At 67.4% G+C, this 438-nt stretch carries 1 pseudogene; it reads left to right on the top strand.

The features are described from left to right. Nucleotides 1–438: pseudogene (locus AC1DCP_RS26480) on the top strand (hypothetical protein); the annotation flags it as partial.

The following is a 438-nucleotide window of genomic DNA, read 5'->3' as shown; positions in this document are numbered from 1 at the left end:
GCCCGAGGGGCATCGAGAAGATCCGGTTCGCCGACGGCACCGAGTGGGCACCGGCGCAGCTGAGGGCCACGGGCCTGACCACGCTGGGTACCGACGACGCCGACAAGCTGGTGGGCTGGCAAGGCAACGACGTGCTGCTGGGCGGGGGCGGYAACGACAACCTYGGCGGCGGCAATGGCGAGAATCGGCTGGTCGGCGGTGCGGGCGATGACGTGCTGTGGGTCGGCGGTGCGTATTCGAACAACAACGTGTTCGAGGGCGGCACCGGTACGGACATGCTGCACGGCAGCTACAACAGCGACACCTACCGGTTCAACCTCGGCGACGGCCACGACACGATCGTGGAGACGGCCGCCTACGGCGGCTCGGTGGATGTGCTGGAGTTCGGCAGAGGAATTGACCTGTCCGGCCTGAGACGGTCACGTTCGGGGGATGATC

The sequence above is a fragment of the Agrobacterium sp. 10T429 genome, from assembly GCF_056393925.1.
Note: the sequence above shows the minus strand (reverse complement) of the source record. Positions and strands in the feature narration are given on the sequence as shown.